Below are 922 nucleotides of genomic sequence, written 5' to 3' on the forward strand. Positions count from 1 at the left end.
GCATCGAACTCGGCGAAATCGAAACCACCCTCGAACAACACCCCGACGTCACCACCGCCATCGTCACCCGCCGCGACGACAACAACACCCCCCGCCTCATCGCCTACGTCACCGGACGCGACGGACGCACCCCCACGCCGGAGGCGCTGCGCGAGCATGCCGCCGCCATCCTGCCGTCGTACATGGTCCCGGCGGTCGTCATGGTCCTGGACCGGTTCCCCCTCGGCGGCACCGGCAAGATCGACCGGGCGGCGCTCCCCGCCCCGGACGGCCGACGCCCCGACCTCGGCGTCGACTACGTCGCACCTGGCACCGAGCACGAGCGACTCGTCGCCACCGTGTTCGCCATCGTCCTCGGCATCGACCGGGTCGGCGTCCACGACAGCTTCTTCGACCTCGGCGGCACGTCCCTGCAGTCGGCGGCCGTGGCCACCGGCATCGACGAGGCCGCCGACGTGGTCGTCCCCGTGTCCCAGATCCACCGCACCCCGACCCCGCACGCGCTCGCCGCGTGGCTCGCCACCGCGCCGCGGCGTACGGGCACCACCCCGGCCGCCGGCCAGGGCCGCCAGCGTCCCGGGCCGGTGCCCCTCGCGCAGCAGGTGGCCAAGTGCCTGATGTCGCCCCTGGAGGTCGTGGTCCCGGTGAGCTGGTGGGTCGAGGGCGACCTCGACCTGCGGGCGTTGATGGCCGCGCTCGGCGACGTGCACCGCCGGCACGAGGCCCTGCACGCCCGCTACCGGCGGGTGGAGCCGCCGGTAGCGCTGGTCCCGGCGAACCCGGGTATGCCGCAACTGCTCCTGCTCACCGACGCCGCCACCACCCAGGACGCCCTCGACCAACTCGCCGACGCCGTCCAACAACCCCTCGACTACACCCAAGGCCGCAACTGGCGCACCGCCATCATCCGCGACCGCTCCAC

The 922-nt window shown here is 73.4% G+C and carries 1 protein-coding gene; it reads left to right on the forward strand.

What is annotated here, in order from left to right; all coding sequences use genetic code 11:
- Positions 1 to 922: phosphopantetheine-binding protein (locus tag LPA42_RS33390; protein WP_228987142.1), on the forward strand; the 922-nt coding region annotated here is incomplete at both ends.

This window comes from Micromonospora sp. DH13, assembly GCF_020873825.1.
Lineage (GTDB): Bacteria > Actinomycetota > Actinomycetes > Mycobacteriales > Micromonosporaceae > Micromonospora > Micromonospora haikouensis.